24 protein-coding genes and 1 tRNA gene are annotated in these 26,083 nt (G+C 58.3%); 11 read left to right on the top strand and 14 right to left on the bottom strand.

Annotated elements, in window-relative coordinates:
• Nucleotides 1–26: 26 nt before the first annotated feature.
• On the bottom strand, nucleotides 27–716 hold the full coding sequence (locus tag ABD982_RS00200; RefSeq protein WP_345443188.1) for a GntR family transcriptional regulator: 690 nt from the start codon (nucleotides 714–716) through the stop codon (nucleotides 27–29).
• Nucleotides 717–755: 39 nt separating this feature from the next.
• On the bottom strand, nucleotides 756–2,273 hold the full coding sequence (locus tag ABD982_RS00195; protein ID WP_345443185.1) for a fumarylacetoacetate hydrolase family protein: 1,518 nt from the start codon (nucleotides 2,271–2,273) through the stop codon (nucleotides 756–758).
• A 117-nt stretch (nucleotides 2,274–2,390) separates the two neighbouring features.
• Here ABD982_RS00195 and ABD982_RS00190 point away from each other — a divergent pair, with 117 nt between their 5' ends.
• Both ABD982_RS00190 and ABD982_RS00185 read left to right on the top strand, forming a co-directional pair.
• Entirely contained in the window at nucleotides 2,391–3,734 is a 1,344-nt protein-coding gene (locus ABD982_RS00190; protein WP_345443182.1) for an FAD-binding oxidoreductase, read from the top strand.
• A gap of 294 nt (nucleotides 3,735–4,028) precedes the next feature.
• Nucleotides 4,029–5,912 carry an FAD-binding monooxygenase gene (locus ABD982_RS00185; RefSeq protein ID WP_345443179.1) on the top strand — a complete coding sequence of 628 codons (1,884 nt, stop codon included), beginning with the start codon at nucleotides 4,029–4,031 and terminating at the stop codon, nucleotides 5,910–5,912.
• A gap of 78 nt (nucleotides 5,913–5,990) precedes the next feature.
• Here the strand turns inward: ABD982_RS00185 and ABD982_RS00180 are convergent, their stop codons facing one another.
• The 7 genes from ABD982_RS00180 to ABD982_RS00150 all read right to left on the bottom strand — a co-directional run bounded on the left by ABD982_RS00180 (nucleotide 5,991) and on the right by ABD982_RS00150 (nucleotide 11,979).
• Complete coding sequence (locus ABD982_RS00180) at nucleotides 5,991–6,896, bottom strand: Rho termination factor N-terminal domain-containing protein (protein WP_345443176.1); 906 nt, start codon at nucleotides 6,894–6,896, stop codon at nucleotides 5,991–5,993.
• A gap of 184 nt (nucleotides 6,897–7,080) precedes the next feature.
• Complete coding sequence (locus ABD982_RS00175) at nucleotides 7,081–7,491, bottom strand: hypothetical protein (protein ID WP_345443173.1); 411 nt, start codon at nucleotides 7,489–7,491, stop codon at nucleotides 7,081–7,083.
• 88 nt (nucleotides 7,492–7,579) lie between these two features.
• Nucleotides 7,580–8,161, bottom strand: a complete 582-nt coding sequence (locus ABD982_RS00170; RefSeq protein WP_251379636.1) for a DUF308 domain-containing protein — start codon at nucleotides 8,159–8,161, stop codon at nucleotides 7,580–7,582.
• A 115-nt stretch (nucleotides 8,162–8,276) separates the two neighbouring features.
• Entirely contained in the window at nucleotides 8,277–9,875 is a 1,599-nt protein-coding gene (gene pdxR, locus ABD982_RS00165) for a MocR-like pyridoxine biosynthesis transcription factor PdxR (RefSeq protein ID WP_345443169.1), read from the bottom strand.
• A gap of 124 nt (nucleotides 9,876–9,999) precedes the next feature.
• The gene (locus ABD982_RS00160) at nucleotides 10,000–11,292 is read right to left on the bottom strand and encodes a Y-family DNA polymerase (RefSeq protein WP_345443166.1); all 1,293 of its coding nucleotides are present in this window, start codon (nucleotides 11,290–11,292) and stop codon (nucleotides 10,000–10,002) included.
• A complete protein-coding gene (locus tag ABD982_RS00155) occupies nucleotides 11,282–11,713 on the bottom strand; it encodes a LexA family protein (RefSeq protein ID WP_251379638.1) in 432 nt (143 codons plus the stop codon). The genes ABD982_RS00160 and ABD982_RS00155 overlap by 11 nt, the downstream gene beginning before the upstream one ends.
• 182 nt (nucleotides 11,714–11,895) lie before the next feature.
• Nucleotides 11,896–11,979 (bottom strand) — tRNA-Leu (locus ABD982_RS00150).
• Nucleotides 11,980–12,274: 295 nt separating this feature from the next.
• On the opposite strand from ABD982_RS00150, the gene ABD982_RS00145 reads away from it, so the two are divergent.
• Genes ABD982_RS00145 through pknB form a run of 7 tightly spaced genes read left to right on the top strand, consistent with a single transcriptional unit; the run spans nucleotide 12,275 to nucleotide 21,916 of the window.
• Nucleotides 12,275–13,123, top strand: coding sequence for an FHA domain-containing protein (locus tag ABD982_RS00145; protein WP_345443162.1), 849 nt, complete (start codon nucleotides 12,275–12,277; stop codon nucleotides 13,121–13,123).
• Nucleotides 13,124–13,126: 3 nt separating this feature from the next.
• A complete protein-coding gene (locus tag ABD982_RS00140) occupies nucleotides 13,127–13,612 on the top strand; it encodes an FHA domain-containing protein FhaB/FipA (protein ID WP_345443160.1) in 486 nt (161 codons plus the stop codon).
• 2 nt (nucleotides 13,613–13,614) lie between these two features.
• Nucleotides 13,615–15,315 (top strand): PP2C family protein-serine/threonine phosphatase, encoded by a 1,701-nt coding sequence (locus tag ABD982_RS00135; RefSeq protein ID WP_345443157.1) that lies wholly within the window; start codon nucleotides 13,615–13,617, stop codon nucleotides 15,313–15,315.
• On the top strand, nucleotides 15,308–16,756 hold the full coding sequence (locus ABD982_RS00130; protein ID WP_251379644.1) for an FtsW/RodA/SpoVE family cell cycle protein: 1,449 nt from the start codon (nucleotides 15,308–15,310) through the stop codon (nucleotides 16,754–16,756). Before ABD982_RS00135 ends, ABD982_RS00130 begins: the two co-directional genes overlap by 8 nt.
• The gene (locus ABD982_RS00125; protein ID WP_345443153.1) at nucleotides 16,753–18,189 is read left to right on the top strand and encodes a peptidoglycan D,D-transpeptidase FtsI family protein; all 1,437 of its coding nucleotides are present in this window, start codon (nucleotides 16,753–16,755) and stop codon (nucleotides 18,187–18,189) included. The genes ABD982_RS00130 and ABD982_RS00125 overlap by 4 nt, the downstream gene beginning before the upstream one ends.
• Nucleotides 18,189–19,916 (top strand): protein kinase domain-containing protein, encoded by a 1,728-nt coding sequence (locus tag ABD982_RS00120; protein WP_251379646.1) that lies wholly within the window; start codon nucleotides 18,189–18,191, stop codon nucleotides 19,914–19,916. Before ABD982_RS00125 ends, ABD982_RS00120 begins: the two co-directional genes overlap by 1 nt.
• A 23-nt stretch (nucleotides 19,917–19,939) precedes the next feature.
• Nucleotides 19,940–21,916 carry a Stk1 family PASTA domain-containing Ser/Thr kinase gene (gene pknB / locus ABD982_RS00115; RefSeq protein WP_345443149.1) on the top strand — a complete coding sequence of 659 codons (1,977 nt, stop codon included), beginning with the start codon at nucleotides 19,940–19,942 and terminating at the stop codon, nucleotides 21,914–21,916.
• Nucleotides 21,917–22,023: 107 nt separating this feature from the next.
• On the opposite strand, the gene ABD982_RS00110 is transcribed toward pknB, so the two are convergent.
• The 3 genes from ABD982_RS00110 to ABD982_RS00100 all read right to left on the bottom strand — a co-directional run bounded on the left by ABD982_RS00110 (nucleotide 22,024) and on the right by ABD982_RS00100 (nucleotide 23,758).
• Nucleotides 22,024–22,659: an aminodeoxychorismate/anthranilate synthase component II gene (locus tag ABD982_RS00110; RefSeq protein ID WP_251379648.1), complete on the bottom strand. Its 636-nt coding sequence runs from the start codon at nucleotides 22,657–22,659 to the stop codon at nucleotides 22,024–22,026.
• 81 nt (nucleotides 22,660–22,740) lie between these two features.
• A complete protein-coding gene (locus ABD982_RS00105; protein ID WP_251379649.1) occupies nucleotides 22,741–22,908 on the bottom strand; it encodes a hypothetical protein in 168 nt (55 codons plus the stop codon).
• Nucleotides 22,909–22,963: 55 nt separating this feature from the next.
• The gene (locus ABD982_RS00100) at nucleotides 22,964–23,758 is read right to left on the bottom strand and encodes a class E sortase (protein ID WP_345443146.1); all 795 of its coding nucleotides are present in this window, start codon (nucleotides 23,756–23,758) and stop codon (nucleotides 22,964–22,966) included.
• Between the two features lie 128 nt (nucleotides 23,759–23,886).
• On the opposite strand from ABD982_RS00100, the gene ABD982_RS00095 reads away from it, so the two are divergent.
• On the top strand, nucleotides 23,887–24,162 hold the full coding sequence (locus ABD982_RS00095; RefSeq protein WP_251379651.1) for a cell division protein CrgA: 276 nt from the start codon (nucleotides 23,887–23,889) through the stop codon (nucleotides 24,160–24,162).
• A gap of 9 nt (nucleotides 24,163–24,171) precedes the next feature.
• A complete protein-coding gene (locus ABD982_RS00090) occupies nucleotides 24,172–24,357 on the top strand; it encodes a hypothetical protein (protein ID WP_251379652.1) in 186 nt (61 codons plus the stop codon).
• Between the two features lie 23 nt (nucleotides 24,358–24,380).
• Here the strand turns inward: ABD982_RS00090 and ABD982_RS00085 are convergent, their stop codons facing one another.
• Nucleotides 24,381–25,388, bottom strand: a complete 1,008-nt coding sequence (locus ABD982_RS00085; protein ID WP_345443141.1) for an arsenic resistance protein — start codon at nucleotides 25,386–25,388, stop codon at nucleotides 24,381–24,383.
• A 130-nt stretch (nucleotides 25,389–25,518) separates the two neighbouring features.
• On the bottom strand, nucleotides 25,519–26,058 hold the full coding sequence (locus ABD982_RS00080; RefSeq protein WP_251379654.1) for a YceI family protein: 540 nt from the start codon (nucleotides 26,056–26,058) through the stop codon (nucleotides 25,519–25,521).
• Between the last annotated feature and the right edge of the window lie 25 nt (nucleotides 26,059–26,083).

The following is a 26,083-nucleotide window of genomic DNA, read 5'->3' as shown; positions in this document are numbered from 1 at the left end:
AGTGGGCTGGGGGTAAGTTGTGGGGTTTAGGGGTGGTTGGGGTGTGCTGCAAGATAGCTAGCGAGGGTGGCGGCACGGTGTTCTCGCACTGCGGCTTCCACCTGGGCTGAGGTTGCTCGGTTCTCGATGAGATCCAGGATGCGCTGGTGTTCGGCTACCGATTCCGCCGCTCTGCCGGGCACAAAAGAGAAGGTTGATTCTCGCAGGTGCCCCAGCTTTTCCCATTCTGCGTTGACCAGTTCAATCAGGCGCTCGTTGGGGCAGCGGCAGGTCAGCACGTTGTGAAAGCGGTGGTTGAGTTCGGTGAAGGTTTTGGGGTCAAAGTCCTCTAGGGTAACGCGCAGCTGATCATTGAGATCCTGCGCCTGGGCTAGGTCTTCCTCGCTGATACTGCTCAGCGCCATGGCGGTAGCAGCACCTTCTAGGATGCCGAGCGCCTCCATGCTCTCCACGTAGCGGGCCTCGTCAATCATGGCGACGCGTGCGCCCACGTTGCGTTCAAAATTGGCAAGCCCCTCAGCTTCTAGCTGCCGGATGGCCTCACGCACGGGCACCACCGACATGTCCAGTTCTGCTGCCAGGGTTGAGAGCACTAGACGGTGGCCGGGGGCATAATCCCCTGAGACGATGCGTTCGCGCACCCAGGTGTAGGCGATTTGGGCTTTAGACAAACTCTCTCCGCCGGGGGCGGAGGGTGAGGCTACTGCGGTGCTCATGAGCTTCCTTGTGGTTGAGGAGGGTAAGGGTGGGGTGGGTTAGAGGTCAGCGGGTGGGTTGTCAGCCAGCCAGGTAGTGAATTTTTCCTTCCAGATGCCGGTGGGTGGGAAGAGCCCGTCCACAGGGTTGCCTTCTGCCACACGCTCGGCGACCCAGGCGTCCTCGTGTTCCTTGGCGTAGGCGGCCTCGGCAACTTCAAGCGCCAGGTGCGGGGGGATCACGATAACGCCATCATCGTCGCCCACAATGATGTCACCGGGGAGCACAGTGGCGTTACCGCAGGCGACTGCCACATCATATTCCCAGGGCACGTGCTTGCGGCCCAGGACGGCGGGGTGGGCACCCTGCGTGAAGACGGGTAGGCCGATTTCCTTGACCGCCGCGTAGTCGCGTACACCGCCGTCAGTCACCACGCCGGCAGCGCCGCGGCCCTTGGCGCGTAGGGCAAGGATGTCACCCAGGGTGCCCGAGCCGCTTTCACCGCGGGCTTCAATCACAATCACTTCGCCTTCGCCCACTGCGTCAAAGCAGCGCTTCTGGGCGTTGTAGCCGCCGCCGTGGTGTGTGAAGAGGTCTTCACGGTTGGGCACGAAGCGTAGGGTTTTGGCGGTGCCGACCATAATAGTGCCGGGGGTCTGAGGGTAGACGCCCTCAATGACCACGTTATTCAGACCGCGAGCGCGTAGCTGAGCTGAGAGCCCTGCGGTGGGCACTGCGGTGAGCAGGCGGCGCAGGCGGTCGGTGAGCACGGGTTCTTCTTCTGCGACCGGGGGCAGGCCAGCAGCTTCGCGGGATCCCCAAGCTTCTTCGGTCTGCTTTTCGTCGGTAGCGGGCAGGGTGCCCAGGGCGGGGTCGAAGTCGCCGGGGCCTTCGATGACGTGGGTCATCAGGCGGCCGGAGGTGGGTGCACCCGGTGCTACGGGGGCGTCCACTTCAACTTCTACGGTGTCACCGGGGGCGATGACGGAGGAGCCTGCCGGGGTTCCAGTGAGGATGACGTCGCCGGTTTCCAGGGTCATGTGCTGGGAGAGGTCAGCGACGAACTGGGAGAGGGGGAAAATCATGTTCGCCGGTTCGGTGACGTCTTCTTGCACTAGTTGCCCGTTGACCCAGGTGCGTACGCGTAGCTGGTCTTCGGTGATGGTGCGGGCGTCGATGAGGCCGGGGCCCAGGGGGGTGTAGCCGTCGCGCCCCTTGGAGCGTACGTTGGAGCCTTTATCTGCCGGGCGGTAGTCATAGATACCCAGGTCGTTGGAGGCGGTGACGGCGGCGACGTGATCCCAGGCTGTTTCTGCGCTGACGCGGCGGGCGGGCTTGCCAATAACCAGGGCGATTTCACCTTCGAAGGCCAGCAGTTCGGTGCCTGCCGGGCGTTCAACAGTGGCACCGGAACCCGCCAGGGAGCTGGTGGGCTTCAGGAAATAGGAAGGTTGGGAGGGGCGGCGCCCGCGCTGGGCTGCACGTGATTCGTAGGCAACGTGAACCGCAATGATTTTGCCGGGGGTAACCGGGACGACAGCGGCGTCTTTGCCGGTTGCCTTGGGTGCTTCAGTCATGAAGGCTCCTCATTAAGCTCTTGAATCTGATTCCAAATCGTATATCATTTTCTTACACTAGCAAAGTAACTCACATCACAGCAATAGAGCGCACGGAAAAATCTTGAGAAGGCACCCATGACCAGTGATATCACCACCCTCATCAAACACCTTAGGTGCCCAGCACTGACCAGCGATGATGATATAGCCCCCTATCTGACAGACGCCTCCCAGGCGGCGTCCGGGCGCCCGCTGGCGGTTTTTCTCCCTCGCACCACCGCCGATACATCTGCGATCCTGCACCTTGCAAGCGCCCACCAGCTACCAGTTTCGGTGCGAGGGGCAGGCACCGGTCTAGCGGGCGGGGCAGCAGCCTACGATGGTGGGCTGGTCATCAGCACCGAAGCCATGACCGAGCTGAGCATCGACGCCGCCGGGCGGCTTGCCGACGTCCAGCCTGGCGTCCTGACCGCCACCCTAGATGCCGCCGCCCAGGCACAAGGGCTCTTCTTTGCCCCGGACCCCGCCAGCGCCACCACCTCAACCGTGGGCGGCAACATCGCCACCAACGCCGGTGGGCTGCGCTGCCTGGCGCACGGGGTGACCGCGGATTCGGTAGCAGCCCTTGAGGTGGTACTAGCCAGCGGGGAGGTCATTCAGACAGGTGCGCGGACCATCAAGAACGTTGCCGGGCTCAACCTGACCCCACTTTTTGTGGGGTCTGAGGGCACTCTGGGCGTCATCACCCGCGCAACCGTGCGCCTCAAACCCCTCCCAGAGGGCACCCCCTACACCTTTGCCGCCTCCTACGACTCCCTAGAGGACGCCGGCGCAGCGGTGCTGGCTCTCACCAAGAGTGGGCTGAATTTAGAGAGCCTGGAGTTGATCGACCACACCATCGTGCAACTCATTAATAAGCACCACGGGGCGGGGCTCACCGCACCGGGTGCCGGACTGTTGATGGGTCTCTGCACCGGAACCAGTGCTCAGACAGACGCCGCACAGGCAGCAAGCATATGCGCCGAACAGGGAGCTAGTTCCACCGAGACAGCAGAAGGTCTCTCCCTCATGGAAGCCCGCAGGCTGGTCTTTAGCTCCATCTACCCCGAAGGTTTCACGGTATTGGGGGACGCTGGCGTCCCGGTGCCTCAACTACCGCACTTCATACGCCGCATTCAGGAGATTTCCGAAGCTACCAGCAGACCCGTGCTCATTACCGCCCACGCCGGGGATGGTAATCTACACCCCAGTGTCTACGCGGGCGCCCAGGGTGAGGAGACCGAGTCCGCCGAGGCGGTTCTGGCACAGATTTCTGCTGTAGCCCTGGAACTGGGTGGCACGGTGACTGGTGAGCACGGCATAGGTTCGGCAAAACTACACGCCCTGGAAGAGCAACTAACCCCGGCAACCCTTGCCGCCGGACGCGCTATCAAAGCAGCCCTAGACCCGGCGGGTATTCTGACCCCGGGGCGAGGCATCTAAGGAAAGCCCATCTCACCACGGTGACCAGGTTGTACCACGGTGACCAGGTTGTACCACGGTGACCAGATTTCTCTCATCTAACCAGAAAACATGCGGTCCGGTGGGAAAAATCCGGTCATCTCTTGCTGGGCATGGGGGCGGTACCCCCTGCCCTGCCGGTGCACGCTTTAGGGTGCAAAAACAAATGCGACCGACCCTTGTCACGATTTTGGACATCGTATATGATTCAAGTCAAGTGTTACCCATCACATACCTGCCGGGTGCAGTGTCGCACCCCGCCCTTCTAGGAGCACCATGCATTTCCACCACAACGGCTACGTCTCGCGCGATCCACGCATCCACGACGCCGCCGGTTACGGCATCGACCGTGCCACCGAACTCCCCGAGACCATGGACGTTCTCATCGTCGGCTCAGGGCCCGCCGGCATGATCGCTGCAGCCCAACTCTCGCAATTCCCCGAGATTAACACTCGCATCATCGAGCGCCGCAACGGCCGCCTAGAACTAGGCCAGGCAGACGGCATCCAGGCTCGCTCCGTTGAAACCTTCCAGGCTTTCCGCTTCGCCGAAGAAATCATTCGCGAGGCCTACCACATCACCGAAATGAGCTTCTGGAAGCCAGACCCCACCCATCCCGAGAACATCGTGCGCACTGCCCGGCCCATCGACGACCCGCACGACATCAGCGAATTCCCCCACCTCATTGTCAACCAGGCGCGCATACTGGATTACTTTGCCGACTTTGCCCTGCGCTCCCCCGGCCGCATCACCCCCGACTACGGCATCGAATTCATCACTCTCACCGTTGAACAGGGTGAGGAGTACCCCGTCAAGGTCACCCTGCGCCACACCGCCGGTGAACGCGAAGGTGAAGAGCGCACCGTGCGCGCCAAGTACGTCATTGGGTGCGACGGCGCCCGCTCCGGTGTCCGCAAAGCCATTGGCCGCACTCTTGCCGGGGACGCCTCCAACCACGCTTGGGGTGTTATGGACGTTATTGCCAACACCGACTTCCCCGACTGGCGCATGAAGTGTGCAATTAGCTCCAAGAACGGCTCTATTCTGCACATCCCCCGCGAGGGCGGCCACCTGGCCCGTATCTACGTTGACCTGGGGGAAGTTCCCTTGAACGACAACCACGCGGTGCGCAACACCCCCATCAAAGAAATCATCAACCGCGCTAACGCCATCTACCACCCCTACAGTATTGACGTGAAAGACGTCGCCTGGCACTCAGTCTACGAAGTTGGCCACCGCCTCACCGACCACTTTGACGATGTAGACACCGAGGAGCGCGGCACCCGCACTCCCCGCGTCTTTATTACCGGGGACGCCTGCCATACCCACTCCGCTAAGGCAGGCCAAGGTATGAACGTCTCCATGCAGGACGGCTTCAATATCTCTTGGAAACTAGGGCATGTGCTCAGCGGACGCGCCCCCGAAACCCTGCTGGACACCTACTCCGGAGAGCGCCAGGAAATCGCCAAGAACCTCATAGACTTCGATAAAGAGTGGTCAACTCTCATGGCAACCCCGGCAGAGGAACTACCCAGCCCCGAATACCTAGAGGAGTTCTACGTCAAAACTGCCGAGTTCCCTGCTGGCTTCATGACCGAGTACAAGCCCTCGATGATTACCGGAGGCACCGAACACCAGAGCCTGGCAACTGGCTACACCGTGGGCAAACGCTTCCGTGCCGCCCGCGTCAATCGCCGCGAGAACGCCTACCCCCGCTTCTTGGGCCACGACGCTGCCGCCGATGGCCGCTACCGCCTCTACGTTTTTGCCGATGCCGCCCACCCCGCGTCCGACGAGTCAAAAGTGAAGGCGCTGAGCGACTTCCTGACTCAGGACGCCCGCTCTCCCTTCATCAAGCACCGGCCAGACGGTTCCGGTTTTGATACCCGCATCGAGCCCCTGGTCACCTACCAGCATCTGCACACCGAGTTCGAAACCACCGACGCCCCGGCAGCTTTCCGCCCGCTGGTGGGTAGCCGCCAGGTGGAATACTGGGAGAACATCTACTGCACCCTGCCCGGCGAGGATATCTTTGAACAGCGCGGTATCAGCCGCGAAGGTGTCGTAGTGATTGTGCGCCCCGACCAGTACGTCGGCGCTGTACTGCCCCTCACCGATTGTGAAGGTATCGCGGACTACTTCGATAGGGTCTTTATCTAAGCACCCCAGCCTCCCCTAAAGAGCCGGGGCCCGCAGATCACTGCGAGCCCCGGCTCCTTTCATCGTTAGGCAATGGTGCTAGGCAGTTGCCTCTTCGATAGCATCAAAAAGTTGCTGCTTGGTCATTCTTGACCTGCCCGGGATGTCCAGCTCTTTAGCCTCTTCGTAGAGTTCTTGACGGGTAAAAACCTCAATGGGGCGACGCTGAGCGGGGGCCTCGGCGCCCGAGGGGGCGCCGGGGTGCTCAACTTCTTCCAGGTCAGCGACTTCCTCAGCAAACTCCCGGTCGAACTCTGCAAGCGCTAGCTCATCCAGCGGTTCGACGGGATCTTCAGCATCCACCAGGTCTTCCATTTCATCTAGGTCTACCTCTGGTTCAACCTCTACATCTGCGGAGCTGTACATGTTCTCATCGGGGATATCCTCACCCAGAAGGGTCTCAATATCCAGAGAGTCAGTGGCGGCCTTCAGGGGCCCTTGGTTCTCACGCTGAATCTTCTTTTTCTTCTTCTTAGCTTTATTAGCCTTTTTAGAGGGTTTAGGCTCTAGCTGCTGTTCGGCAGCTTTTTCAGCGCCTTTTCTGCCGTTTTTCTTGCCAGGCTTCTGGTCCGTTAGCTTCGCGGCACCCTTAGCGTTTTTAGTATCCTGGTCAGATTTCTTCTCGCCCTTAAGCTTTTCGGCTTTCTTATCAGACTTCTTTGCAGCGCCCTTCTCGAGGCTCTGATCAGACTTCTTAGGCTTCTGCTCTACAGCAGACTTGCCCCACATGCCGTCGGTCTTAGAGTACCCCTTCTTTTTCAAGGCCTCCTTGCCCGCCTTCTTGGCTTTCTTTTCATCCCCGTGCTGGGCGAGATGCTTTTTAGTTGCCTGGGCAAAGATTTCTTGCACCTTGTCAGAGGAACGCGCAACGCTCTTGGGGGTCTTTACCAGAGTCTTCTGGGTGCTCTCTTTCTTAACCTGGGGTTTCTTGTCCTTCTTGCTCACGGGGGGCTCCTTTGCGGTGGATGCGCAACCTTGCGCGGTTTCCTTATCTCCACTCTAATCCTCCCTGAAGCACACCCCAACTTATGACGCGCACCACCACCGGGGCGCTCCTTCGGGTAGCAAAAAGCCCCGCCGTCGCACTCCAAGGTGCATCTGGCGGGGCTTTCTGCAGAAAACGATAGGGCTAGGCGCCGGGCTGCTTCTGTTGGGCGTCCTTGGCGGCGTTCGCTTCATCAATTTTGCGGGCCAGACGCTCTTTTTCTTCGGCCTCACGACGCTTGGTTTCAGCTTCGCGGCGGGCGCGCGCCTCGGCGTAGAGCTTAGCGGAGGACCGATTCACACCGGTGCCCTCACCCAGTGAGGGATCATTGGGCTTCTCCACCAAAATGAGAGTGGCGCACATGACCAAAGTAACCACAAAAACTGCGCCGGCAACCGTCAGAGCAAGCACCAGCTGAGGCGCGTTATCGGTGCCGCCGGTCGCAAAAATGAAGGTGCACAAAAAGGCCACTATCGCCAGAACAAAGGCGATGATAAGGGGCCCGCGCACCTGGGCTTTGAAACCGCGCTCTTCTGAGCCAGGCTTTTGAGTCACGTCTAATTCCTCCTGAAAATGTGCTCAGACCAGTCTACGGGGTCAAACTGTTTTTTGCCTGACCGCGGGGGCAGGTTACAGAGGTAACCTAGACACCTTTACCTGCGGAGCGCAGGGTAAGAGCACCAATCATGACAAAGACACCGGCAATAAGTGCACCAGCACCGGCGGTGCCCATAATGGCCTTGTCCCCGATTTCTGACACTACCGGCAGAGCGGCGGCAAATATGGTGATGATGGCACCTTCAAGTTGCCAGTCACGGGCTGCCGGGTTGTGTCCTTTGGTGCGCATACCCGCCAGCATTTTCAACACGCCGGTGAGGCCCAGAGCCACACACACCACCAGAGTCAGCCAGAACTCCCCACGCGGCAGCAGAAGCACCAGCACACCGGCACCTGCCTGAATGCCTGCGATGGAGGTGAAGACCTGACTATTCTGGTCATCCCCCTCACGCAAGAGGGCGCGGGAGGTAAAGAAGGACGCCGCGCCGTAAGCCAGCAGGTAGGCAGTAAGCATCACGGTGATAACGGTGAGGGTGGGTTCCTGCCAGAAGACCGTTACCAGCCCAAAGATGAGAAAAACCAGAGCGTGGGTGGCGGTGGGAGCTGCCAGAGCAGCAGCTAAGCGGCGGTCTGGTACGGGGGTGGGGGCATCAGTTTCGTGAGTCACCGTTCCAGTGTAGCGAACCCGGGTGGCCTCTCACGTTTGGGCGGTGTGAGGCATATAGTGAGTGCACTCTAAGGGCGCGCCAGTGGTGCTAAGGGTATCAACTTTTACAGGGGCATCAGAGGACGCGGCGCAAGCGCTGTAGCCCTTCTGCCAGTTTCCGGTCATTCATTCCACCAAAACCTATGACAACCCCTTTCAGGGGTAACGGAGCGGTGGTAAGCTCATCACCTTTCGACTCGCTTACCTCTGAGACCTCCACCCCGGCAGGGGCCGACCAGTAGGAGCCCAAGGGCGCAACCAGCACCCCTGCACCTTCAGCCCGCTCCACTAGATCAGCCTCCCCATCAGCAGTGGAGTGTAGTTGTAAGACCGCGTGCAGACCGCCGTCCATGGGCAGAATATCTGCCCCGGGCAGGTCGCCTAGCTGTTCAACCACCAGGGCTCGGCGAGCGCGGTAGACCTTGCGCATGCGGGCGATATGGCGGCGCACCCCACCGGCTGCTAGCAGATCAGCAGCGGCGTCCTGAACCAGGGCTGGTACCGGGTTACCCAAGTCAGCGCGGAGGTGGAGTAGGTCATCGCGCAGATGTCTGGGCATCACTAAAAATCCTAGGTTAAGGCCCGGGGTGAGCACTTTGGCGAAGGAGCCCAGCGTGATAACACGGTCCCCACCACCTGCGGGGTGGGTGTGGTGAGCGGGTCGGTCCATGGCGGCCAAGGCGGGTAGGGGGTCGCCGGTGTAGCGCAGTTCGGAGTCGTAGTCATCCTCCACGATAAGCACCTGGTGAGTGCGGGCCCATTCCAGCAGTTCGAGGCGGCGGGCAGCGGGCATCGAGGCCCCTAGTGGGTACTGGTGGCTGGGGGCCACGAGGACGATGTCCGGTAGCTGGGCGCCAGTCGGTAGATATTGCGGGTCAAGCCCCTGCTCGTCCACGGGGATGGGGATCACTGTGTGACCGAAGGCCTGTGGAATGCGGTGCAGGGAGGGGTAGCCAGGGTTTTCCACCGCGATGCGCAAGGGGCGGTTGCGCACACGGCGGCGTAAGAGGGTGAGTAAGAGGCGGAAGCCTTCGCGGGCACCAGCAGTGACTAGCACGTCGTCAGGTGAGCGCAGAACTGAGCGGGTGAGGCGCAGATGCTCAGTGATGTGGGTGCGCAGTTGGGTGGATCCTGCTGCGGGGTAGCCATCAGCGGGGTTGGCGGCCGCACGACGCCAGGCGGCACGCCACTCGGTGGTCGCAAGAAGGGTGGTGTCAGGAGCGCCAGGCAAGAGGCTAATGACGCCGTGCCGAAGAGGCGCGGGGTGCTCTTCGGGGGTTACGGCAGATTGACCGGGTGCGCTAGCTGGCATACCGGCGGTTACAGCGGTCGCAACAGATGCGTTTTTACCCGATTCAGGGTCAAGAACCGAATTTCTCTGGCCGGAGTTGTGTGGGCTTAGGCGCCGGTGCCGCAGGTGAGCGTCCACCCTGGTGCCCCCGTGACCGGCTTGCAGGTAGCCCTCACCGATGAGCTGCTCATAAGCGAAAACCACCGTGCCGCGGGAGACACCCAGTTGGCGGGCTAAATCTCGACTTGAGGGCAGCAGGTCACCAGCTTTGAGCACTCCCGTCTCGATGAGCGGGCGTATTTGCTCCACGATTTGAGCGGGTAAGGACGCCCCGGCACCCTTCTGCACGATTAAAGGCAGCTCCTGCCCCCTGGATGTCGGCATAGACCGCCCTCCTTGCCTATCAGCGTCCGCCTCGTGGGCGGTCTATTAGTTTCACCTAAAACCTAAGTTCTATTAGACCAGCATGGGCTATAGCTATATGCAGGTGGCGCGCCCGCGCCGAGAATTACTTGATGACAGCGACCGGGAGTTCTGCCCAGTGGGTCGTGCCGCGTCGGGAAAGCATCTCGCGTTTCATTTCCCAGGCAGGTGATTGGGCCAGCCCCCCGTACCCAACTCCCAGAGAGCGCGGGCCACATTTTTCTTTGATGCTGTGCACCAAACCAGCGATATCACGGGTTTCGTGGCTGAGGGCAAAGGGGTCTAGCAGAGCAGTAGCGCCAGCCGGCGTCAGGTCACTGACCACCACCCCTGCCTTGGCGTACCTCACCGCCCCAAAGGTGGCGCGCTCCAGCAGTTGGGCGCAGGCCTGAGTGAGAATAATAGGGTCAGCGGTAGGCGCAGGCAGTTTCACCTGCACGTCAGCGCGTACAAAACCTCCTGCGGCGTAACGGGAGGTCGAACAAAAAGCGCTGACTAACCCAGCAACCTGCCCGCTCTTGGCCAGACGTCCAGAGGCACGCTGGGCATAGATACTCAGAACCTGGCGCATAGTGTCTTCGCTGGTTACCGGGTCAGAAAAAGAGCGGGAATACATCATCTGATCTTTAAAAACCCGCTCAGGTTCAAGCTCAATCGCTCTTACCCCGCGCAGTTCAAGCACCGTGCGCATGAGCACCACCGAAAACCTCTTGCGAATCAGCCCCAGCGAGGCCTCTTTCAGGTCTTTGACACTGAGAATTCCCATACCCGCTAGTTTTTGAGCACCCCTGCTCCCCACACCCCATATTTCTCCTGCAGGGAGGGTGCTCAACAAGGCATCCACCCGCTGGGGCGGGAGGGCGTCCCACACGCAGACGCCCCTGAGGGCCGGTATTTTCTTGGCTGTTCTATTGGCCAGCTTAGCTAACGTCTTGGACGCCGCCACCCCCACACAAACCGGCACGCCAACTCTGCGCGCCAGATCCTCCTTGATCCGACGGGCCAGGACCCGTGCTTGGGGCAGGCTGGCGGTGATGGTGAGAAAGGCTTCGTCGATGCTGTACTGCTCAAATTCCTGGGCGTAGCTCTCCAGCAGCAGCATGACTCGGTGGCTGATGTCCCCATAAAGCTCGTAGTTCGATGACCGTACTACTACCCCCAGCTCTTTTGCTTTCTCTTGCACGGTGAACCAGGGTTGGCCCATGATGAAGCCCAGATCCTTCGCGGCGGCGTCCAGCGAAATAATGCACCCGTCATTATTAGAAAGGACGAGCACCGGGCGGTTACCGATGGAGGGGTCCAGCAGCTTTTCGCAGGAGGTGTAGCAGGAGTTGATGTCCACGTGAAAGATGAGGGTTCTTGGGGTATCAGCGCACATGGTGGATGCTCCTGGTCACCACCCCGAAGATCGTGAAGTCTGAGAGGGCTTCTATGCGCAGTGCGGGGTACTGAGGGTTTTCGGGGGTGAGCCAACCCTGACCCTGCCGGTCGATGATGAAGCGTTTAACGGTGAATTCACCGTCTAGGCTGGCGACCACGACGTCCCCGGGCACAGGGGTGATGGAGCGATCCACCACAATTTCATCACCGTCCGCTATGCCTGCATCCACCATGGACGAGCCAGTAACGCGGAAGATATAGGTGGAAGTTTTATCCCTAATGAGAAGTTCATTGAGGTCGATGCTGGTGGCCTGGTAGTCCTGCGCCGGCGAGGGGAAGCCGGCGGGTATCAGCGTGGGCGGCAGAGGCAGATGCAACGGCTGCAGTGCGCGAATCTTGGATATAAGGACTGCTTTCATACCCACATACTAGTACACATATTCTATATTTATTAGTATGTGTATTCTATTTATTGAGCCGCACAGGGTGCCGCGGCACCACCAGCACACGAGGGCAGGCCAAGTAACTCCAGAGGGCACAGGAAACCGCAGGCAACAAAAAAACCCGCTTCCTTCAAAAGGAAACGGGTTTTTCTTCTCTGTGCGCAAGGGGGGACTTGAACCCCCACGATCTTGCGATCACTGGCACCTGAAGCCAGCGCGTCTGCCAATTCCGCCACTTGCGCATTATTCATTTTTGAGTTGCCGAATGAGCAACGAAGATAACTATACACAAGGCCCGGTGAGGGTGTCCAACCAAAAACTATCCAGTCTACATGCAATAGGTCACACCAATCACTGCCCTGCAGTGCCAGAATCTAGCTGAGTGAGCCTTACTGACGGGTAGTGCCCAGTGTTTCCAAGGGTGTTTTTACGGTTATCTACTAGACTGGTGTTTTAGACTGTGCCCCACTATGGTTCACAGTCCGCAACCGCCCGCCCGGCGGAGCTCACCACATACGTTTGTTGAAGGAGGCAAGCATGGGATTCATTGACAGAATCGAACAGGGCCTAGAAAAGGCTGTCCGCGGCACCTTCAGCAAAGGTGGAGCTTTCGAACCCGTTGATATCGCTAACCGCCTACGCACCGAAATGGACAAGAAGGCCTATGCGATCGCGTCCGGCCGGACCATTGCACCTAACGTTTTTACCGTTGAGTTCTCCAGCCAGGATTTTTCCCGCGCCCAGCAGTGGGGGGTCCCTCTCGCTGAGGAGCTCTGCGACGTAGCGATTCGGCACGCCCGCACTCAGGGTTATTCCCTGCGCGGCGCGGTACGCGTTACTTTTGCCGTGGGTGATGAGCTGGAGCCCGATGACTTCACCGTTACTGGCATGCAGCAGCAGGTAGCTACACCCGCTCCCGACGCAGCCCCACCCAGTAAAACAACTAGGCATCAGCGCGCTGACTCAGGTTCATACCCGGCCTCTACCCCTCCTTCTTTACCGAACCGCATTACGCGCCCTGCCCAGCAGGCTCGCACTCAGCCGGTGCCCGCGGCTGACCTTCCCCGGCAGCGCCCGGGGTCTGTAGCTCCCAAGCCGCAGGTAGTCCTGGAGGTTAATGGTGAACGCATAGCGGTTCGTGCCCTGCCGGTTACTCTAGGCCGAGGTTCTAGTGCTGATATCACCGTTGAAGACACCGGGGTATCGCGCCGGCACCTAGAAATTGTGGAGCAGGACGGCGCCTACCTGGCGGTCGATTTGGGCTCCACCAACGGCTCCTACATCAACGGACAGCGCCTAATGGGTCGCGCCGAAATCACCAACGGATCGGTGATTGAGATGGGCCGGGCCCGCATTGTTTTTCGTCTCATGATTCGCAGGGGGTAGCTCATGGCGTCAGAAATTACCGTGACAGTTCTGCGTTTTGCATTCTTGATTTTGCTGTGGCTCTTCGTGTTCATGGTTCTAGCTGCTTCGCGTCGTGATTTAGGCGTAGGCCGCAATGTGCGCACCGCCAAGGCTTCAGCAGACACCATGACACCTGCCTCCCTAACGCACCCGAGCGTCGCCCCCGCGCCTCGGCCTCGCGCCACCCAGCTCACTATCATTGACGGGTCCCAGGCGGGGGTTGTCATGCGCCTTGATGATCAGCCCGTCACTATGGGTCGCTCCTCAGATATTGAGGTGTCTTTAGAAGATGACTACGCCTCAGGCCACCATGCCCGCCTTTTCCCGCAAGGCTCCCGCTGGTTCCTTGAGGATCTGGGGTCTACCAATGGCACTTTCGTGGGTGAACAGCGCCTGACGCGTGCCACCCCCATCGAAGTAGGGCAGAATTTCCGTGTAGGCCGCACTACCATGCAGTTGAAAGCCTAAATATGGGCATCGCTTTCCGCTTTGCCGCCCGCTCCGATGTGGGTAGGGTGCGCTCTAAAAATGACGATTCAGGCTACGCAGGCCACTACCTTGCGGTAGTTGCTGATGGCATGGGCGGGCACGTGGGCGGCGACGTCGCCTCGGCCACCACCGTGCTTGATCTAGCTCCCCTTGACCACGCAGGTTTCGACGGCAACGCTGGAGTTTACCTGGCCGATGAAATTGTGAACGCCAATATCATCATGAATGAGCTGGTTGATCTCAACCCGCGCCTGGCAGGCATGGGGACCACCTGCACCGCCCTTCTCATTGATGGGGACCATATCGAGATGGCGCACATTGGTGACTCGCGCGCCTACCGTTTGCGGGGCGGGATTTTTGAACAGGTCACTACCGATCACACTTTTGTACAGCGCCTCCTTCAGGAGGGGCGTATCTCGCCTGAAGATGCAGCTCTGCACCCGCACAAGAACGTCATTATGCGAGTTCTGGGCGACGTAGATGCCTCCCCCGAGCTTGAGTTGCGCACCTTAGATGCCCAAGTGGGCGAAAAGTGGATTCTTAGCTCCGATGGTCTGGACGCAGTGGTCTCGGTAGAAGAAATTGAGACAATGATGCGCTCCACCGATGACCTGGGGCAGATGACCGACCTCCTGGTTGATATGACGCTGGAGCGGGGGGCACCCGATAACGTCACAGTAGTCGCCCTTTCGGTTATTGAAGAGGAATCTCTTTCTACAGCGGTGACCGCACCTCAGCCCATTATTCCCGTGCGTAAGTACGGCACGGACGGCCAGCTAGTGGGTGTCCACCCCACGGTCGAGCAAGAGGCAGAAAGCAGCCCTGCCGAGAGCACTGATGAAACCGTGGACGCCGGTTGGGAAGCATCTTCTGAGGATGAGGGTTCAGATGACCTTCACCGCACCCCCTGGCGCCGCCGCCTCCCCCAGCACGCAAAGGCACGCAATGCTCTACGGCACGGCAAGTGGCGTGGTGAGTCCTTCTCGGATGGCGTTTTTAATGCCATGACCGTTCGGGCTGGCGTTGATAAGCCCGAGGACGCGATCATGGAACACCCCGATAGCCAGGAGTCCGAGCCTACCCCGGCGTCCGTCTTGCGCAGGGAGCTTGCCGAGCGACCCCATGAGTTGGTGGGTGCTGCTGCTAATGCTACTCGGACGGGCATGATCCCGGCGGTGACAGCGCGCACCGCAGAAAATCTCGCTACCCTCTCTCATCAGGGGGATGCCGGGCTTGAGCCGGCCGAACTACCAGAAGAGTTTAGGGCCGCTCTCAAGGAGGAGCACCCGGCGCCCCACCGCTGGCCTATGCGCCTTTTTGTGGCGGCATTAACCTTGGCTGTTGTAGCCGCTTCGGCCTCTATCTTCTTCTCTTGGACCAAGGACCAGTACTACGTGGGTCTTCAAGGTGAGCAGGTAGCTATCTTTAACGGGATTAATCAGAACTTAGGGCCCTTTACTCTGCACAGTGTGGTTGAAGAAACTGACGTGAAGGTCAGCGACCTACCGGAGTTTTCTCAGTCCCTCCTTAACGGCACCATCACGGTCAGTAGCCAAGAAGAGGCGCAACAAGTGGTGGAGAATTTGCGGGAACAATTACCTGCTCGGGTTACCCCCGGCACCGTGACAACCGCAACCCCAACGCCTCAGCCCAGCGCCACTGAAGGAGGTAGGGGTGAATAAAGCATCGACAGTTTCACGCGTGGATACACCGCGCTCCCGCCGGCTTACCGAGCTACTTCTAACGCTGTGCGCAATAGCTCTGTGCCCCATTTCTATGTACCTCATTGACCCTGATCGTGCAGTTGAGAACCGCATGTGGTTGCAGGCTCTGCTGGTGCAGGGGGTGGGTGCGCTTATCTTGCATGCGGTGATGTACCTGCGTGCTCGTTACGCCGATCCTTTTATTCTGCCTCTTGCTGTAGCTCTTAACGGTCTGGGGCTGGCAATGATTTATCGTATTGACCTCACTACCCCGGCCAACGCGGGTGCCATGCAGCTGATGTGGACGGGCCTGGCGATGGTGGTCTCAGCCGTTGTGCTCTTCTTTTTGCGGGATCATAAAATCCTCTTGAAGGTCACCTACATCTCCCTTCTAGCATCAGTACTCTTGCTGATCTTGCCTCTCATGCCCTTCCTGGGTCTTGAGATTAATGGTGCAAGAATTTGGATTTCTGTGGGTGGCAGAACTTTCCAGCCCGGCGAACTAGCCAAAATAACTTTGGCTATATTCTTTGCTGGCTATCTATCAACGCATCGAGATCTTATTCTTCTGGCGGGTAAAAAAATTGGCCCGGTACGCTTACCCCGCTTCAGGGATATGGCACCCATGGTGGTCGCCTGGCTCATCAGCCTAGCGGTACTGGTTTTCCAGCGCGATTTGGGCTCCGCCATTCTCTTCTTTGGTATCTTCCTAGTGATGCTCTACCTGGCGACCGGCCGTCTGACCTGGGTCGCTCTGGGCTTACTCTTCGTGGTGGCGGGAGGTCTCCTGGCCTACAACTACATCTCCCATGTGCACTACCGCATCAACGCTTGGACGCATGCCTTTGAGCCGGAAATCTATAACCAACCCCTGGGTGGTTCGGGGCAGATTGTGCAGGGCCTCTTCGGGCTAGCTTCGGGAGGTCTCTTTGGGCGCGGCTGGGGCAACGGACGCCCGGACCTGGTCTCATATTCCAACTCAGACATGATTATTACTGCCCTGGGTGAAGAACTAGGTCTCATGGGCCTGGGTGCAATTCTCATGCTTTTTCTGCTCCTGATATCGCGAGGGTTCCGCGCAGCTCTTGGCACCCGCGATGCCTTCGGTAAGCTCCTTGCTGCGGGTTTCTCGGCGTTGATGGTCATCCAGCTTTTTGTGGTCATTGGAGGTGTAACCCGCCTGATTCCCCTCACCGGTCTCACCACCCCCTTCATGTCAGCGGGTGGCTCGTCCTTGCTCTCTAACTGGATTATCGTAGCCATCCTGCTCGCTATCTCCCACGCAGCGCGTGCACCCCATGTGGTAGAAGCCTTCGATAGCGCTGACAGCGTTGACTACAGCGGCAGCGAAGCAGACGGAGCAACCTCAGTTATCTCTCGTATCACCGACTCCACCACACCACAGGGAGGTAGAGGATGAATACAGCAATCCGTAGAGCTTGGATTGCGTCGGCTTGCATCTTTGTTTTACTGCTAGGAACGCTTACCTATGTTCAGTTCTTTGACTCAAAGGATCTGCAAGCTAATGCATGGAACTCCCGCACTCTTTATGAGAGCTACGGTTCTCAGCGCGGCTCAATTGTGGTGGACGGTGTTGAAGTTGCCGTCTCTGTGGAGTCAAATGATGGGTATGCTTTCCAGCGCACCTATCCACAGGCTGATATTTACGCGGGCTTAACGGGGTATTTCTCATCGATCTACGGGGCTACCGGTCTGGAGTCTGCCATGGACGAGCAGCTCTCGGGTAACTCTGATGCTCAATTCTATGACCGCATAGCTCAAATGTTCACGGGTAATACCGCTGCCGGCGCGAGTGTTGAGCTCACGATTGATGGAGAGCTTCAGCAGCTGTCTTATAGCCTCTTACAGGGGCATAAGGGCTCTATTGTTGCTCTGAACCCCAAGACCGGTGAGGTTTTGGCTATGGTATCGAGTCCTTCCTACGACCCTAATGTGCTGGCCTCACACAACGCAGAGCCGGTTATTGCAGAGTACGCAGCACTGAATGAAGACCCCGACCGGCCCCTCTACAACCGTGCCATTGCGGGCGACACCTACGCACCGGCGTCCACCTTCAAAATTATTGACGCAGTGGCCGCCCTTGAGTCCGGTGAGTACACGGCTGATTCGGTCATCCCCAATCCCCAGAACCTTAGCCTGCCCAACACCGATGTCACGTTGCCTAACTACCTGGGCGGTAATTGCACAGCTCGTAGTGAGGCAACGATTGAGTGGGCTTTCGCGCAATCCTGCAACACACCCTTCGCACAGATTGCGATGAAGGTGGGGCAAGAACAAATTGCGCAGACCGCCCAGAATTTTGGGTACGGGCAGGATCTTTCGATTCCTCTTACCGTCTCTCAATCCGTCTTCCCCACTAACATGGAAGATAGTCAGTTAGCACTCGCCTCTATCGGTCAGTACGATGTAAAAACAACCCCCCTGCAAGTGGCGATGACCAGTGCAGCTATTGCCAATGAAGGGGTGCAAATGAAACCCAACCTGATTCGTTCGGTCAAGTCGCATAACCTGAGTTCGCTCTACGATTTCTCAGCTGAGCAGTTGCGCCGCTCCACTTCCGCTGAGGTAGCTCATCAGGTGAGAGATTGGATGGTTAATTCGGTGGATCAGGGAATTGCTGCGGGAGCAGGTGTTGACGGGGTCTCTGTCGGCGGTAAAACCGGAACAGCTGAGACAGGTACCGACACGGTGAACTCCTGGTTTACAGGTTTTGCTCCCGCGAATGACCCGCAGGTGGCAATCGCGGTAGTGTATGAAGATGTAGATACTACAACTGGATCGCAGCTTTCGACGAGTGCGGCCCAGCAAATTTTTGAGGCGGTGTTGAACTAGTGAGGCCTTCAGTAGATATGACTTTGGGCGGTCGCTACACTCTGACCGAACGTATCGCGATTGGCGGTATGGGTGAGGTGTGGAAGGCTCGCGATAAGGTGCTAGGCCGCATCGTCGCCGTAAAAATTCTGAAAGAGGAATATACGGGAGATCCCGGCTTCCTTGAACGTTTCCGCGCTGAAGCGCGCCATACAGCCCTTCTTAACCACCCCGGGGTGGCTAATGTCTTTGACTATGGCGAAGAAGACGGTTCAGCCTATCTGGTGATGGAGCTGGTACCCGGAGACCCTCTTTCTACCATCATTGAGCGGGATAAGAAGCTTCCCGCCGACCGCATCCTCAACATCATGGCTCAGAGCGCCCGCGCGCTTGCTGCAGCCCACGCTCAGGGGCTGGTGCACCGCGACGTCAAACCCGGCAACCTGATTGTCACTCCGGACGAACGCGTTAAGGTCACCGACTTCGGTATCGCGCGTTTGGCGGACCAGGTACCTCTCACCGCTACCGGTCAGGTCATGGGTACTGCCCAGTATCTTGCACCGGAGCAGGCAACAGGGCAGCAGGCAACGGCGTCTTCTGACATGTACTCTTTGGGTATTATCGGCTACGAGTGCTTGGCAGGTAAACGACCCTTCACCGGTGAGTCACAGATTGCTATTGCGCTAGCGCAGGTCAATGATCCGCCCCCTGCCCTGCCTAGGGACGTCCCCGCGCCAGCAGCTGCTCTCATTATGTGTCTGCTGTCCAAGGATCCCGCCGAGCGACCGGAAACGGCAACCGCTCTCGCTTCAGCTATCGATGCGATTCGTCGCCGCGATATGCCTGCAGCGCTTAAGGCTGTCCCTTCTTTGAGCAAGTTCCTCCCCCAGGGCGCAGATGGGGACGCCACAGCGGTCATTACTGCCCCTACGGCTGTCTCCCCTACTGCGGCACGGTTTGGCACAGGTGCGCAGTTTGAGCCTGAGCCCACAACTGCGCGTGTTCCTGCGTCCCAGCCCGTTCAGAGCTATAGGAGTGAACCTCCAAAGAAAAAAAGTCCCTGGGGTTGGGTATCTTTGGTGCTCGCCCTACTGCTGGTGGCTGCAATTGTTTGGTTCGTCCTTTTCAATGCTTCAAATTCCACCGGCACCACAGAAACTCCGCCCACCGCATCTGGCACAATTTCAACGGTCAATGCCTCGCCGACACCTACAGCTGAAAGCACGGAGACCGAGAAGCAGCGGGTTGATATCGACAACGCCTACTTTGAGGGGAGGCCGCTTGATGCCGTAGTCAGCGAACTCACCACTATGGGATTTTCTACCCGTACCACCGGCGTTACCTCCGATAAACCTGTTGATACCGTTCTCTCAGTTTCACCGACCGGCAGCGTGCAAGTGGGGGAAACTATCACTATTCAGTACTCTGCGGGGCCACAGTCTGTGACACTACCGAGTAACCTGGAGGGTATGACTTCTGATGAGGCTGCCACGGCGATCACTGCCCTTGGTGTGAATGTCCAGCTTCATTTTGAGGAAACCACGAGTGCTACTGCGGGTACCGTCTTGCGCACCTCCCCCACGTCCGGGTCTCGAGTTGAGGTGGGCAGTAGCGTCAATATTTATGTCGCTCGGGCACCAACCCCTGAGCCCAGTGCGTCATCGCAGCCAGCAACAGAAGACGTCTCTACAGCAGATAGCGAATCAACGCCTAGCTCTACACCGAGCAGCGCAGAGACCGGTAACTAAGTCCACCGAAGATGGGTGAATACATGGACCAGCAGGTTCCCACAACAATCGATGAGCGCTATGAAGTTGGCTCTGTCATTGGCTCGGGCGCGATGGCAACTGTCTATGAGGCAGTTGATACTCGGCTGGGTCGTAAGGTTGCGCTGAAGGTTTTGCGCGCTGAGCACGCTCAGGACGCGATTTTTCGCGCTCGTTTCCAGCGAGAAGCTGAGGCTGTGGCTGCTCTGAACCATCACTCCATTGTGGGTGTGTACGATACCGGGGCGTTTGAGGCTACGGCCGGTAGCTCTACTGTCTCCGTACCCTTCATGGTGATGGAACTGGTGCAGGGAACAACCCTACGGGAGCTTTTGGCACAGGGAGCTGTCACTCAGTCTGATGCCATTAACTACGGCGTCCAGATTCTAGAGGCTTTGGAATATAGTCACGGGGCAGGCATCATCCACCGCGATATTAAGCCGGCTAATGTCATGGTGCTCCCCCAGACGCCTGAGGATGTTTCCCTCGGTGATCCGGGTCAGGTGAAAGTCATGGACTTTGGTATCGCGCGAGCTGCCGAGGAGGCAGGCGAGACGCTCACCAAGGCCAATACTGTGATGGGGACCGCACGCTACATCTCCCCTGAGCAGGCACGCGGTGAGACGGTAGATGCCCGCAGTGATGTGTATTCTGCTGCTTGCGTTATCTATGAGATGCTAGCTGGCCGTTCGCCATTTGATGCGCCCACCAATGTAGAACTGGCGGGTAAGCACCTGAGTGAAATTCCTCAGCCCCCGAGCGTCTTTGCTGATAATCTACCACCCGCTCTAGATCACGTGGTTTTAAAGGGTCTTAGCAAAAATACTTCCGACCGGTATCAAAGTGCCGCACAGTTCAGCGCCGACCTCAAGAATGCCGCTTCAGGAATATCTGCAGGTGGGGTAGATGATGACCCCACCGAAGCAACCACAGTATTCGCAGCTACTGGCCTGGGCGCTGTGGCTGCTGGTGCTACCGCTACCGGTCGCAATCGCGAAACTGAAGAAGCCGGTCTTGGTAGTTTCTTCGACTCGGCACAGGCAGAGTACACCGACGAGGAGCTCTACGGGTACGGTTATGGGCAAGACCCCGAAACCGCCCGCAAGAAGCGCCGCCGCAGTGCCTGGGGTAAGGCTCTGACCACCCTGCTAATTCTTCTGCTTGCAGCTTTCGGTATCGGCTCAGTGCTTTATTACAATGCCAAGCTCAACGAGGTTGAGAAGCACATGATTCCTGCGGTACAGGGGATGACTCAGGCGGAGGCAGAAACCACCCTGCGCAACCTGAATTACACTTTGAAGTTTGAAGAGGAACATTCGGACGAGATTGAAAAGGGCAGGGTCATCAAGACTTCGCCCGTGACCGGTCTAGAGGCTGAAGAGGGTACCGAAATCACGGTGACCGTTTCATCCGGTCCGTCCATGCTTACCGTGCCCAGCAACCTTGAGGGGCAGAGCGAGCAGTATGTCCGTGAGGCTCTGGCTGAGGCTGGTTTTGTGGCTGGACGTACCACCACGGTCAATAGCGCCACGGTGCCCAATGGCATGGTGGTGGGGGTTAATCCGGCGTCTGATGAGATGGCTCCTGCCGAGTCAACCGTTGATATCATTCTGTCGAACGGCAAGGTGGTAGTTCCCGGCCTTGTCGGTCTCACTCGTGATCAGGCAATTGCCACCCTCACCGGCCCTGACACCCTGCTGAGCACCAATATTGAGAATGTCACTACCGCTTCTCAACCTGCTGGAACCGTCATCTCTCAAAGTGCGGCTGCAGGAACTCTCATTGAACAGGGATCTACGGTAACCATCCGTGTGGCAGTCGCTCCGGCTCCCACGGTTGCACCCTCCGCGGTGACGTCAACGCCCTCCGCTAGCACGCAGCCTACAACACCGGCTACCCCGACGCCCAGTAGCCAGTCTGAAAAGCCTCAAGAGGAGGCTGATCAGCCCTCTGCTGAGTCCTCCGATGCCGGTGACCAATAAGGACCCCGACAACTGGCCAACATCATATAAAGGCCCGCCCTCGTGCATGAGGGCGGGCCTTATTTTTTGGTAAAGCGTGCGCTTAGTCGAAGAGGCTGAGGTAATAGTTAGGAGGTAATGAGCGGCGAGAGCTGAGCTCCACGGCCTGCCGCTCCTTCTAGCCCCACCCCTTCTAGCCAGTTGCCCAGCATGAGGTAGCCGCCTTCGGTGAGCACAGATTCGGGGTGAAATTGCACCCCGTGCAGGGGGGCGGTTTTATGGCGTAGACCCATAATAATCCCGTTCTCTGTCTGAGCGGTCACTGAAAGTTCTGCAGGGAGGGTGGCTGGTTCCACCGCGAGGGAGTGGTAGCGGGTGGCGGTAAAGGGGCTGTGCAAATCTTTGAAGACAGATTCCCCCTCGTGCGTTACCTGTGAGGTTTTGCCGTGCATCAGCTCGGGAGCGTGGGCTACTACACCACCAAAAGCTTCTGCGATCGCCTGGTGGCCCAGGCAGACGCCCAAAAGGGGCTTCTGAGAGCTTTCAGCCCAGCGAATGACATCGATGATGACCCCGGCTTCAGCGGGGTTGCCCGGCCCTGGGGAAACAAGTACACCGTCATGGGTCTTTGCGAGTGCGATGGTCTCCTTGAGATCGAGCTCATCATTACGGATGACCGTGGTTTCAGCACCTAGTTGCTGTAGGTAGCCCACCAGGGTGAAAACGAAGCTGTCGTAGTTATCGATGACAAGAATTTTGGTCATGGGTGTGGCCCTTTCGTTCTGACCCGATTTTATCGCATGCTGTACTGCACCTGTGCTCAGGAAGGGCCTCAGATGCTGAATCTAGTGCACCTGGTCGATGGTGACGTCCGTATTGAAGGGGCTGTACTGCTCAAAATGCGGGAAGGCGTATTCCATCAGGGCGTAAATGACAACCAGGAGAAGCGCGATGGCTGTGATGATGCGGAGCCACAGAGGGCCGGGTAGGTGGCGGAAGATCCATCCGTACATAAGAAAACTCCAAGGGTGAGTGGCTGTTGTGGCACGTTCTTTACCGAGCGATTTTTTAGAGGGAGATATTGGCAATCTCTTCGGGAGCACCTGCCTGATTGGGCTGCCAACCCACGAATTCAGCGTGCACGATGTACCTCTCAGTATCTCCATAGCGGGGGTGGCAACTGGTGAGGGTCAGAAGTCGCCGATTAGCTTCGGAGGCCGGGGCGTGAGGAGCATCGGGGTTGGGGGCAATAACCTCCACCTGGTGCGGTAGCACGATGGTAGATTCATAAACCCTGTAGGTGTAGTATCCCTGGGCCGTCCTTACATAGATAGCGTCACCGGTCTGCAACTCATCGATATGGTCTAGTACAGCCCCGTTCGTTTGGCGGTGGCCGGCGAGCGCTAGGTTGCCGTATTCGCCGGGGAGCTGGGTGCCCGGGTATCTGCCGAGGCCGAGCGTGTCGAGCACATCGGTGCCCACTCCTTCAGCGAGAGGGCGAGCGTAGCCTTCGCCTAGGCGGGGTATATAGACCACTCCGTAGACTTTCCCGTAAGCCGGTGCCTGCGTGATGGGGGGTGTGAGGGGGTCGTAAGTTTCAGATGAAGGGGCATTTTCTGCCCCTTGTGCTTGATGAGTTTCTTGTACCGCATCAGCTTCTGGCGTTGCATCAAACTCTTGCACTAGAGACTGCACTGCATCTTTTTGAGCACTGTTAGCGGCGATGTTGGTCCACCAGAGTTGCCAGGCAACGAAGAGGACGAGGATGCAACCCAGGGTAATGAGCAGTTCACCGAAAATTTGCACAGCCCACTGCAGGGGGGTCAGAGATATCCTGGAGGCGGTGGGGCGGTTGGCGGCCATAGAGAGAACTTTCAGTGACGTTAGGCGGGTTACTGTCCAATGGTAGAACTTTCTCAGTTCTAGACGTTAAAATCGAGTCTGTACGTCTACATAAATATTCGGGGTAATATGCCCCAGCTGGAGGAATAGTGGCTGATTCAAAGTCGATTCGCGATGAGGACTTAAGTGAGGCTGAGCTCCGCCGAGTTGCTGAGTCGATGTACAGTGACGATGAGTTCCCTTCCCCCACGCCTCTTTGGTACCGCGTGATCATGTTTACTCTTATGATTCTTGGGGTGCTGTGGATTGTTACTTTTTACATTACTCAGAGCACTCTGCCGGTAGCCGCTGCGGGTAACTGGAACATTGGTATCGGTGTTGGACTAATTATGGTGGGGCTGATGATGACCACCCGTTGGCGCTAGGGTCTGACCGTGTCTGAAGATAAACCAGAGACTACTAATCCAGCTAATTTGGCGCCTGTGGACCCTACCGAGAAGTTTGCTGACCGTAAGGACATCAAGGCAGCCAAGTTTGAGACCAGGCTGCGACGCTGGGCTCTGCTCGGAGTCATCGCGGCAATTGCTATCTACTTTGTGTGGCAGTCTTTTGCCAGCTAGAAGCGGCAAGCCGGGCACCTCCCTTATTTGGGGGCGGGTGCCCGGTTTTTTCTTGCTCGAAAGAGTGCAACCATGCCGGTCATGACCAGTAGTTCGACCAGGGTCTGGGTAACTACGGCGATGGGCATGAGGGTAGCGCCCGGTGTGCCGGCACTCTGGGCTAGGGCACTGAGCCCCAGCACAAGGGGAAGTACTATCAGGGCATTGCGGGTGACTGCGGAGAAGGTAAGAGCGAGACGGTCTGGGTGCGCGGCAGGACGTAGCAGGTGTCGTGAGCCCCACCAGGCAAGGACGCCGGTGAGCAGGGCAAAGACCGCGTAAACGGGGACCAGCGGTGCAAGGGAGGCCCACTCACCGGCAAGGCTGTGGGTATGGGCGGCGGCGGTCAGAAACAGGACCGCCAGCATGAGTGGCACCATACCTGCCTCAGCATACTCTTGTGCCCGGTGCGAGGTCGTCTGGAAGCCCTGTAGTACCCAGGCGAGTAGCAGGGGCACCAGCACCACTGCTAGGGCCAGCACGGCGGGGGTCGCGCCGGCTCGCAGGGCAGCGGGGGTCACCGGGGTAGCTGACCAGAGCCCTACGTGTCCCAGCAGAAAGAGCCACAGCGGCACAGCTAGTAGCTGGGCACCAAGTAGTAACGGGGTTGCTACTAGTAGGCGGCGGGAAGACCCACCCGCAAGACCGCAAAAGACCACCACATAATCAATACAGGGTGCCAGCAGCACCAGGGCAGCCGTAAAGAGTAGGGCATCGGGTGCCGGGGTTACGGCCAAAAGAAGGGCAAGAACCACAGGAACCAGTAGAAAGTTGAGCACCAGCAGACCGGATACAAAGCCGCGCGGAGGTTTCTCCGTAGCAGCCTGCCTCAACGGGATACAGAGAAAGGTAGCCAGGAGCAGTGCAGCAAGGGCGGGGCTGACCAGAGGTTCAGCCAGCACCGCTGCGCTCTGCATAAAGGACGCCGCACCACCGGCAACCAAGGCAAGTAGGTAGAGCGCTACCTGGTGATTTTCTAGAAAATCTGCCATGCAGAGCCCCTTTTCGTGATATTTCCAGCCCAGCATACAGCTTAGCCCCTCACCGCTTGAGGAAAGCGGGAAGGGGCTAAGGTTGCGCAGCGGTTGCTGCTGCCTTCAGCGTTCTGGGAACGCTGGGAGGTTAGTTCTGGGGGGCAGTAAAGGCTACATCGAGGTTGATGGCGACCTTATCTGAGACCAGGACACCACCGGCTTCGATGGCGGCATTCCAGGTCATGCCGAAGTCCTTACGAGAGATGGTTGCGGTAACTGACGCACCTGCGCGAGTAACGCCGAAAGCGTCAACAACAGCGCCAGCGAATTCGCCAGAGAAGGTGATGGGGCGGGTTACGTCCTTGATGGTGAGGTCACCTGTCAGGGTGAGGTCTTCACCATCCAGGTCAAAGGAAGTGGACGTGAAGGTCATCTCTGAATTTTCTTCGGCGCCGAAGAAGTCACCGCTCTTGAGGTGGCCATCGCGGTCTGCGTTGCCGGTGTTGATAGAGGTGGTCTGCACGGTTGCTGTGACGGTTGATTCTGAGATGTTCTCTGCGATGGTTAGGTTCGCGGTTGCCTCTTCAAAGATGCCGTGTACCTTGGTGATTCCTGCGTGGCGTACGGTGAAACCGATCTCCGAGTGTGCGGGATCGAAATTCCAGGTGCCTGCGGTTAGCTCTGCCATGTTCTTTACCTTTCGTAAGGTGGTT

The sequence above is a fragment of the Rothia endophytica genome, assembly GCF_039543885.1.
GTDB lineage: Bacteria > Actinomycetota > Actinomycetes > Actinomycetales > Micrococcaceae > Rothia > Rothia endophytica.
This window is presented reverse-complemented; position numbering and strand designations above follow the sequence as displayed.

Bases quoted from the DNA above. Each gene is read 5' to 3' on its own strand.
- ABD982_RS00100 (WP_345443146.1), bottom strand. From the start codon at position 23,758: ATGGCCGCCAACCGCCCCACCGCCTCCAGGATATCTCTGACCCCCCTG.
- ABD982_RS00105 (WP_251379649.1), bottom strand. From the start codon at position 22,908: ATGTACGGATGGATCTTCCGCCACCTACCCGGCCCTCTGTGGCTCCGC.
- pdxR (WP_345443169.1), bottom strand. From the start codon at position 9,875: ATGCCGACATCCAGGGGGCAGGAGCTGCCTTTAATCGTGCAGAAGGGT.
- ABD982_RS00145 (WP_345443162.1), top strand. From the start codon at position 12,275: ATGGGATTCATTGACAGAATCGAACAGGGCCTAGAAAAGGCTGTCCGC.
- ABD982_RS00190 (WP_345443182.1), top strand. From the start codon at position 2,391: ATGACCAGTGATATCACCACCCTCATCAAACACCTTAGGTGCCCAGCA.
- ABD982_RS00135 (WP_345443157.1), top strand. From the start codon at position 13,615: ATGGGCATCGCTTTCCGCTTTGCCGCCCGCTCCGATGTGGGTAGGGTG.
- ABD982_RS00160 (WP_345443166.1), bottom strand. From the start codon at position 11,292: ATGTGCGCTGATACCCCAAGAACCCTCATCTTTCACGTGGACATCAAC.
- ABD982_RS00085 (WP_345443141.1), bottom strand. From the start codon at position 25,388: ATGGCAGATTTTCTAGAAAATCACCAGGTAGCGCTCTACCTACTTGCC.
- ABD982_RS00110 (WP_251379648.1), bottom strand. From the start codon at position 22,659: ATGACCAAAATTCTTGTCATCGATAACTACGACAGCTTCGTTTTCACC.
- pknB (WP_345443149.1), top strand. From the start codon at position 19,940: ATGGACCAGCAGGTTCCCACAACAATCGATGAGCGCTATGAAGTTGGC.
- ABD982_RS00155 (WP_251379638.1), bottom strand. From the start codon at position 11,713: ATGAAAGCAGTCCTTATATCCAAGATTCGCGCACTGCAGCCGTTGCAT.
- ABD982_RS00200 (WP_345443188.1), bottom strand. From the start codon at position 716: ATGAGCACCGCAGTAGCCTCACCCTCCGCCCCCGGCGGAGAGAGTTTG.
- ABD982_RS00125 (WP_345443153.1), top strand. From the start codon at position 16,753: ATGAATACAGCAATCCGTAGAGCTTGGATTGCGTCGGCTTGCATCTTT.
- ABD982_RS00195 (WP_345443185.1), bottom strand. From the start codon at position 2,273: ATGACTGAAGCACCCAAGGCAACCGGCAAAGACGCCGCTGTCGTCCCG.
- ABD982_RS00185 (WP_345443179.1), top strand. From the start codon at position 4,029: ATGCATTTCCACCACAACGGCTACGTCTCGCGCGATCCACGCATCCAC.
- ABD982_RS00140 (WP_345443160.1), top strand. From the start codon at position 13,127: ATGGCGTCAGAAATTACCGTGACAGTTCTGCGTTTTGCATTCTTGATT.
- ABD982_RS00080 (WP_251379654.1), bottom strand. From the start codon at position 26,058: ATGGCAGAGCTAACCGCAGGCACCTGGAATTTCGATCCCGCACACTCG.